This is a genomic window from Micromonospora sp. NPDC005087, from assembly GCF_042872965.1.
Lineage (GTDB): Bacteria > Actinomycetota > Actinomycetes > Mycobacteriales > Micromonosporaceae > Micromonospora.
This window is the reverse complement of the sequence record NZ_JBIALB010000034.1, coordinates 24,394-31,611: the sequence shown is the minus strand read 5'-3', so window position 1 is coordinate 31,611 and position 7,218 is coordinate 24,394. Positions and strand designations below refer to the sequence as shown.

The following is a 7,218-nucleotide window of genomic DNA, read 5'->3' as shown; positions in this document are numbered from 1 at the left end:
CCCCGCCCCTGCGGGGGCGGGGGTGTGCCGGGGTGGTTCCCGCCGGGCCCGCCCAAAACACCGCCCCCCGCCGCCCCCCCCCCCCGCCCCCCCCCCCCCCCCGGGGGGGGCCCGCCCCCCCCCCCCCCCCCCACGGCCACTTCCGGCCCAACTGGTCGCGGTGACGGCCATGGCGGTCGTCATCCTCGCCGCCTGACCAGCCGGCGCGTCAGCCCGTACCGCGCGGCGTCGAACCGACGCCCGTGGTCAGGCCGGGGCGGGGTCGCGGACCAGGATCCGGACCGCCCGGGCGGCCGCGATCGCGGCGACCAGCACGGCGTGCCGGGGCTCGGGCACGTCCAGCAGCCGCTCCGCGCGCAGCGCCGCCAGCGGGGCGAGCCGCCGGTCGGCCAGCACGGTGTCCACCGCCCGCCGGTCGCCGCCGCAGACCAGCGCGCTCAGCGACGACGCCTCCGGCAACAGCAGCCGTACGGCCAGCTCGGCCGCGTCGCCCAGCGCTGCCTTCGCCTGGTTGTCGCGTCGTCGGGCGAAGCGCTGCTGGGACCACCCTCCGGCCGCGGTGCGGCCCTGCACGTACCGGGTGTCCACCTTGGAGACCGTCAGCTCCTCCCCCGCCGCGACACCGACCGCCACCGCGCCCTTGCGTGCGAGCAGCAGGCCGATCCGGCGGGGCGTGGCCACGGCGGCCACGAAACCGGGTACGTCCGGGGCGGCCGGCGCGCCAGGTGGGGCGTGCAGCTCGGCGGTGGCCCCGTCGGGTGCGGCGAGCAGCAGCCCGTACCCCTGGACGGTCGTGGTGGGCGGGCCGTGCCGGTCGGCGAAGCCCTCGACCCAGCGCCCGACGCGGGCCGGGTCGACCTCGACCCACCGGCCGCCCCCGGCTGCGGGTCGACTGGTCACCGCCCGACCGTACGGCACGGCGGGCCCGGCCGGACCGTCGGGCGGGGAACGCTCAGCCTGGCAGCAACGCGACCACCGCCAGCGCGGCGATGAGCGCGCTGGAGACCAAGCCGGTGACCAGCCGGCCGCGCGGCCCGGCCAGCGCCCGACCGACCACGGTGCCTCCACCGGCGATGAGCAACTGCCAGCTCGCCGACGCCAGGAAAACGCCCGCCACGAAGAGCGCCGCGGAGCCCGCATGCGCATCGGTGGTGGCACGACGGCCGAGCACCAGCGCGGCGAAGTAGAGCACCGTCATCGGGTTCAGCAGGGTCAGCCCGAGCAACGCGGCGTAGGCCCGACCGGGAGTGCTCAGACCTCGACCGGCGGGTGCCGTGGGCGCCTGCCGCGAGCGGTGGGCGCGCCAGGTCCGCCACAGGCCGTGCGCGGCGAGACCCAGCAGGACCACCGCGGCGACCACCCGCAGCGGCCCGGCGACCGGCGCGATGATCCCGACCAGACCGGCACCGCCGAGCACGGCAACCGCCGCGTAGAGCCCGTCGGCCGTCGCCACCGCGAGCGCCGCGGCCGCACCGACCCGCAACGAGGTACGGGCACTGAGCCCCAGGATGAGGATCGCGATCGCGCCGACGGGGATGGCGACCCCGTAGCCGGCCACGAGACCGGCGAGGAACGCCCCGCTCACGACGACGGGCAACGGATCGAGGCGAGCCCAGGCCCGGTGCGCTGTCGGCGCGCGGCGGTGGCCGCGCGGACAGGAACCTGCTTCGGGTACGCCTCAATCACATGCGCATCCTGTGCGCCGAGGTCGCGCACCGCCACCGGATTTCCGCGCCCCGCGCCAAGATCGTGCTCGATCCAGGAAGTAGTGGCCTCATCAACTGGCGGTAGGCACTCTTTCCAAGATCGAGCACGATCATGGGATCCGATTGGGCCGCCAGGCCGATCAGGGCCTTCCGGCGAGCCCCTGGGGGTGGCGACCGAGGTAGGAGAGCAGGACGCTGACGTCGTCGGCCTCCGGCCCGGGGTCGATCGCCGGGGCGTACGCGCCATAGGCTCGCAGCGGCTCGACGATCTGCCGGGCGACCACCAGCAGGGGGCGGGCCAGTTCGTCGCTGAGCGGAGACGGCTGCTCGGTGGCCGCCGCGATGTCCCAGGCGTGCACTGCCGCGTCGAGGGCGCACGCGACGGCACCAACCTGGGCCGACAGTTTGCCCTGGGGCAGCGGCGTGGGCACCTGCGGGTCGTCGTCGGCGACACCTGCCCAGGCTCGTGCGGACGCGTCGAGGGCGGCGCGTAGGCCGACCAGCTTGTCACCGTCGACGCGGCCGGAGGGCGAGAACGGGTCCTCCGCCGGCCCCGGCCCGCCGACGATCGCCGCCGCGAAGGCGATCTGGTCTCCGGTCGCGTGCTGAAGCACCTGGGTGACCGTCCACCGCTCGCACGGGGTGGGCCGATCCCAGGCGTCGGCCGGAACCCTCTCGACAACCGTCCGGAGCGCCTGGTGCGCCTCGTCGAGCACGGTCCGCCACTGCCCAGCTGCCATCTCGCTCATCGTCCTGACCTCTCCGCCGACGCCGTCAAACGAGCGACTCCACTCGCTTGCGGAGCGGAATGTTCCGCTCCGTCGTGCTGAGATCAGCTTAGCAGACCGGAACGATCCGTTCCACTATTGGTTCGCACTGGTTCAGAACGCATCGAGCGCGGCACCCAAACGGGCGCCGCGCTCGACGAAGGTGAGACGAAAACGGGTCAGACGTTGAAGCCGAGGGAACGGAGCTGGTCCCGACCCTCGTCGGTGATCTTGTCCGGACCCCACGGCGGGAGCCACACCCAGTTGATCCGGATGTCGTTGACCAGGCCGCCGCCGGGGCCGGTGGTCAGCGCCTGCCGGGCCTGGTCCTCGATCACGTCGGTCAGCGGGCAGGCCGCCGAGGTGAGCGTCATGTCCAGGGTCGCGACGTTCTCGTCGTCGACGTGCACCCCGTACACCAGGCCCAGGTCGACCACGTTGATGCCGAGCTCCGGGTCGACGACGTCCTTCATCGCCTCCTCGACGTCGGCGATCATGGCCTTGCTGACGCCGGTCGTCGGGGTGGCGGCGTCGCCGGCACCCGCCGTCGCGGCGCCGTCGGTCGTCACGGCGTCGGTCTGCGCCGCCGCGGTGGCGTCACCGGCCTCCGGCGTCGCTGCGGTAGCGGTGTTCTCGCTCATGCCTTCACCTCCGGGCTCACGCCCACACCGGCGCGTGCCGCGGCGTCCTTGAACGCCATCCACGGCAGCAGCGCGCACTTGACCCGGGCGGGGTAGCGGGCCACACCCGCGAAAGCCACCCCGTCACCGAGCACGTCCTCGTCCGGCGTGACCTGACCACGCCCGGACATCAACTCCACGAACGCCTCGTGCACCTCGAAAGCTTCCCCAGCGCCCCGACCGCGCAGCAACTCGTGCAGCACGCTCGCCGACGCCTGGCTGATCGAGCAGCCCATCCCGTCGTACGAGATGTCGTGCAGCACGGCGCCGTCGGTGGCCACCCGGACGGTGACCTCGTCGCCGCAGGTCGGGTTGACGTGGTGCGCCTCGGCGACCTGGTCGCCCGCGTCGTCGGCATCACGCAGGCCACGGCCGTGCGGGTGCTTGTAGTGATCCAGGATGATCTCCTGGTAGAGCTGGTCGAGTTGCATCAGTCGAACACCTTCCGCACCTGCTCCAGACCAGCCACCAGAGCGTCGATCTCCTCGGTGGTGGTGTAGAGGTAGAACGAGGCCCGGGTCATCGCCGGGACACCGAACCGGCTGCACACCGGCTTCGCGCAGTGGTGGCCCACCCGCACCTGCACGCCGAGCGAGTCGAGCACCTGACCCACGTCGTGCGGGTGCACGTCACCCAGCGCGAACGAGATGGTGCCGCCCCGGCCCACCGGCACGGTCGGGCCGAAGATCCGCAGGCCGCGCACCGAACCGAGGGCGTCCAGCGCGTACGCCGTCAGCTCCTTCTCGTGCCACTGGATGGCCTGCATCCCGATCCCGGTGAGGTAGTCCACCGCCGCGCCGAGCGCGACCGCCTCGGCGATCGGCGGGGTGCCGGCCTCGAACCGGGCCGGTGGAGCGGCGAACGTCGACCGGGCCATGGTGACCGTCTCGATCATCGAGCCGCCGCCGAACACCGGCGGCATCGCCGCCAGCAGCTCGGCCCGGCCCCAGAGCACGCCGATGCCGGTCGGGCCGCACATCTTGTGCCCGGTGAAGACGATGTAGTCGGCGTCCAGGTCGACCACGTCGACGGGCAGGTGCGGCACCGACTGCGAGCAGTCCAGCAGCAGCAGCGCCCCCACCTCACGGACCCGCGCGGTGATCCGGGCGGTGGCGTTGATCGTGCCGAGGATGTTCGACATGTGCACCAAAGAGACGATCTTCGTCCGTTCGGTGACCAGGTCGTCGAGGCCCGACTCGTCGAGCCGGCCCTGATCGGTGACCGGGAACCAGCGCAGGGTCGCGCCGGTCCGCTCACAGAGCAGCTGCCACGGGACGATGTTCGAGTGGTGCTCCATCTCGGAGATCACCACCTCGTCGCCAGGCCCGAGCCGGAACCGGGGGTCGGCGTCCGGGCGCAGCGAGGCGTTGGAGAAGGCGTACGCCACGATGTTGATCGCCTCGGTGGAGTTCTTGGTGAACACCACCTCGTCCGAGCTCGACGCGTTGAGGAACGCGGCGACCTTGGCGCGCGCCCCCTCGTACGCCTCGGTGGCCTCGGAGCCCAGGGTGTGCACCGAACGCGACACGTTGGCGTTGTGCCGCGCGTAGTGCTCTCCGAGCACGTCGAGCACCTGCCGTGGCTTGTGCGAGGTGTTGGCGCTGTCGAGGTAGACCAGCGGGTGCCCGTTGATCTCCCGCTCCAGGATCGGGAAGTCGGCGCGCACCCGGGCCACGTCGAAACGCGGCACGTCGTCGTACTGCGGCATCCCCGAAGGGATCGCGATGCTGGTCATCTCGGCAGCGCCTCTCCCGCTCAGGCCCGGGCCGTGCCGGCCCCGGCGGCGTACCGCTCGTAGCCCTCGGCCTCGAGCTTGTCGGCCAGCTCCGGGCCGCCCTGCTCGACGATCCGGCCGGCCACGAAGACGTGCACGAAGTCCGGCTTGATGTAGCGCAGGATCCGCGTGTAGTGGGTGATCAGCAGCACGCCGGTGTCGCCGGTGTCACGGACCCGGTTGACGCCCTCGCTGACGACCCGCAGCGCGTCCACGTCGAGGCCGGAGTCGGTCTCGTCGAGGATCGCGATCTTCGGCTTGAGCAGCTCCAGCTGGACGATCTCGTGCCGCTTCTTCTCACCACCGGAGAAGCCCTCGTTGACGTTGCGCTGGGCGAACGCCGGGTCCATCTGGAGGCGCTCCATGGCACCGCGCAGCTCGCCGCCCCAGGTGCGCAGCTTCGGGGCCTCGCCGTCGATGGCGGTCTTCGCGGTGCGCAGGAAGTTCGCCACCGAGACGCCGGGGACCTCGACCGGGTACTGCATGGCCAGGAAGAGGCCGGCGCGGGCCCGCTCGTCGACGGTCATGGCGAGCACGTCCTCGCCATCGAGGGTCACCGTGCCGCCGGTGATCTCGTACTTGGGGTGGCCGGCGATCGAGTACGCCAGGGTGGACTTGCCGGAGCCGTTCGGGCCCATGATCGCGTGGGTCTCACCGGAGCGGACGGTCAGGTCGACGCCCGACAGGATCGGCTTGAGCTCACCCTCGGGCAGCTTGACCGACACCTTCAGGTCGCGGATCTCCAGGGTGCTCATTATCGGGTCACTCCATTACTCGGCGTCAGGCTGAGGTAGATGTCGCCGTCGCGGACTTCGACGGGGTAGACGGGTACGGGTTCGGTGGCCGGCAACCCGGAGGGCTGCCCGGTGCGCAGGTCGAAACGCGAGCCGTGCAGCCAGCACTCGAGTGTGCAGCCGTCGACCTCACCCTCGGAGAGGGCGACCGAGGCGTGCGAGCACTCGTCGTAGGCGGCGTAGAACTGGCCGTCCTCGCCGTGCACCAGCGCGATCGGGGTGCCGTCGACGTCCGCGCTGATCGCGGTGCCCTTCGGCACATCCTCGGTGGAGCAGATCCGGATCATCAGGCGCCAGCCTTGGTCAGCCGGGCCTCGATCGCGTCGCCAAGACGCTCCCGCAGTGACTCCACCGGGATCTTGTTGATCAGCTCGGCGAAGAAGCCGCGAACCACCAGGCGGCGGGCCTCGCCCTCCGGGATGCCCCGGGCCATCAGGTAGAAGAGCTGCTCGTCGTCGAAGCGGCCGGTCGCGCTGGCGTGGCCGGCGCCGGCGATCTCGCCGGTCTCGATCTCCAGATTGGGTACGGAGTCCGCCCGCGCGCCGTCGGTGAGCAACAGGTTCCGGTTGATCTCGTACGTGTCGGTGCCGGTCGCCTCGGCCCGGATCAGCACGTCGCCCACCCAGACGGTGTGCGCGTCCTCGCCCTGCAGGGCGCCCCGGTAACCGACGTAGCTGCGGCAGTCCGGCACGCTGTGGTCCACCAGTTGCCGGTGCTCGAGGTGCTGGCCGGAGTCGGCGAAGTAGACGCCGTACAGCTCGGCCTCGCCGCCGCGGCCGGTGTACTCCACCGACGTGTACTGCCGGACCAGGTCACCGCCGAGGCTGACCTGGACGTGCGTCACCCGGGCGTCCCGACCCAGCTTGATCTTGAGGTGCTGTGCCTGCACCGCGTCGTCGGCCCAGTCCGCGACGGTGACCAGGGTCAGCTTCGCCCCGTCGGCCACGGAGACCTCGACGTTGTCGGCCAGGGTCACCGAGCCGACGTGCTCCAGCACCAGGGTCATCTCGGCGAACCGGCCCACCTCGACGAAGGTGTGCCCGAAGGCCACGCCCTCGGCGTTGTCGCCGACCACCCGCAGGCTCACCGGCGCACCCACCACGACGTCGCTGGCCACGCTGAGCAGCAGCGCCTGACCGGCACCGCCGTAGGCGAGCGCGCTGACCCGGTCGACCGGGGTGAGCACGCTGCCCACCCGCGGGTCGTCGGTGCCGATCCGCTCGACGGCCACGCCCTCGGGCAGGTCGCCGTACTCGTGCCGGACCGTGCCGGTGGCGGCCAGCGCCTCACCGGCGAGGCCGCGCAGCCGCTTGAGCGGAGTGAAACGCCAGTCCTCCTCCAGGCCGGTGAGGGCCGGGAAGTCGGCGACGTCGTACGAGCGCAGCGCCTGCGACTTGGTGCTGGGCGGCGGCGCGGAAGCCTGGGTAGTCATGTCTTCCTTGGTCTGTTCTGCGGTTAATCGGAGGGTCGGTCGAGCTGGTCCCGGCGCGGCGCGGC

Annotated in this window: 9 protein-coding genes; all 9 read right to left on the bottom strand. The window is 72.1% G+C overall.

The window, feature by feature from the left end:
• Window positions 1-246 precede the first annotated feature (246 nt).
• Entirely contained in the window at window positions 247-900 is a 654-nt protein-coding gene (locus ACFYPS_RS34520; RefSeq protein WP_354968141.1) for an acVLRF1 family peptidyl-tRNA hydrolase, read from the bottom strand.
• A gap of 52 nt (window positions 901-952) precedes the next feature.
• Window positions 953-1,597 (bottom strand): LysE family transporter, encoded by a 645-nt coding sequence (locus ACFYPS_RS34515; protein WP_354968142.1) that lies wholly within the window; start codon window positions 1,595-1,597, stop codon window positions 953-955.
• Window positions 1,598-1,846: 249 nt separating this feature from the next.
• On the bottom strand, window positions 1,847-2,455 hold the full coding sequence (locus ACFYPS_RS34510; protein WP_387330367.1) for a TIGR03086 family metal-binding protein: 609 nt from the start codon (window positions 2,453-2,455) through the stop codon (window positions 1,847-1,849).
• A gap of 197 nt (window positions 2,456-2,652) precedes the next feature.
• Entirely contained in the window at window positions 2,653-3,114 is a 462-nt protein-coding gene (locus ACFYPS_RS34505) for a metal-sulfur cluster assembly factor (RefSeq protein WP_354968144.1), read from the bottom strand.
• Window positions 3,111-3,584 (bottom strand): Fe-S cluster assembly sulfur transfer protein SufU, encoded by a 474-nt coding sequence (sufU, locus tag ACFYPS_RS34500; protein ID WP_354968145.1) that lies wholly within the window; start codon window positions 3,582-3,584, stop codon window positions 3,111-3,113. Before sufU ends, ACFYPS_RS34505 begins: the two co-directional genes overlap by 4 nt.
• The gene (locus tag ACFYPS_RS34495; RefSeq protein WP_354968146.1) at window positions 3,584-4,888 is read right to left on the bottom strand and encodes a cysteine desulfurase; all 1,305 of its coding nucleotides are present in this window, start codon (window positions 4,886-4,888) and stop codon (window positions 3,584-3,586) included. The genes sufU and ACFYPS_RS34495 overlap by 1 nt, the downstream gene beginning before the upstream one ends.
• Window positions 4,889-4,908: 20 nt before the next feature.
• A complete protein-coding gene (gene sufC / locus ACFYPS_RS34490) occupies window positions 4,909-5,682 on the bottom strand; it encodes a Fe-S cluster assembly ATPase SufC (RefSeq protein WP_354968147.1) in 774 nt (257 codons plus the stop codon).
• Window positions 5,682-6,008, bottom strand: coding sequence for a non-heme iron oxygenase ferredoxin subunit (locus ACFYPS_RS34485; RefSeq protein WP_074312767.1), 327 nt, complete (start codon window positions 6,006-6,008; stop codon window positions 5,682-5,684). The genes sufC and ACFYPS_RS34485 overlap by 1 nt, the downstream gene beginning before the upstream one ends.
• Window positions 6,008-7,153, bottom strand: a complete 1,146-nt coding sequence (sufD, locus tag ACFYPS_RS34480) for a Fe-S cluster assembly protein SufD (protein ID WP_354968148.1) — start codon at window positions 7,151-7,153, stop codon at window positions 6,008-6,010. The genes ACFYPS_RS34485 and sufD overlap by 1 nt, the downstream gene beginning before the upstream one ends.
• Window positions 7,154-7,218: the final 65 nt, after the last annotated feature.

What these genes read in the sequence shown, in the direction of transcription:
- ACFYPS_RS34510 (WP_387330367.1), bottom strand. Translation starts at nt 2,455, where the DNA reads ATGAGCGAGATGGCAGCTGGGCAGTGGCGGACCGTGCTCGACGAGGCG.
- ACFYPS_RS34505 (WP_354968144.1), bottom strand. Translation starts at nt 3,114, where the DNA reads ATGAGCGAGAACACCGCTACCGCAGCGACGCCGGAGGCCGGTGACGCC.
- sufU (WP_354968145.1), bottom strand. Translation starts at nt 3,584, where the DNA reads ATGCAACTCGACCAGCTCTACCAGGAGATCATCCTGGATCACTACAAG.
- ACFYPS_RS34495 (WP_354968146.1), bottom strand. Translation starts at nt 4,888, where the DNA reads ATGACCAGCATCGCGATCCCTTCGGGGATGCCGCAGTACGACGACGTG.
- sufC (WP_354968147.1), bottom strand. Translation starts at nt 5,682, where the DNA reads ATGAGCACCCTGGAGATCCGCGACCTGAAGGTGTCGGTCAAGCTGCCC.
- ACFYPS_RS34485 (WP_074312767.1), bottom strand. Translation starts at nt 6,008, where the DNA reads ATGATCCGGATCTGCTCCACCGAGGATGTGCCGAAGGGCACCGCGATC.
- sufD (WP_354968148.1), bottom strand. Translation starts at nt 7,153, where the DNA reads ATGACTACCCAGGCTTCCGCGCCGCCGCCCAGCACCAAGTCGCAGGCG.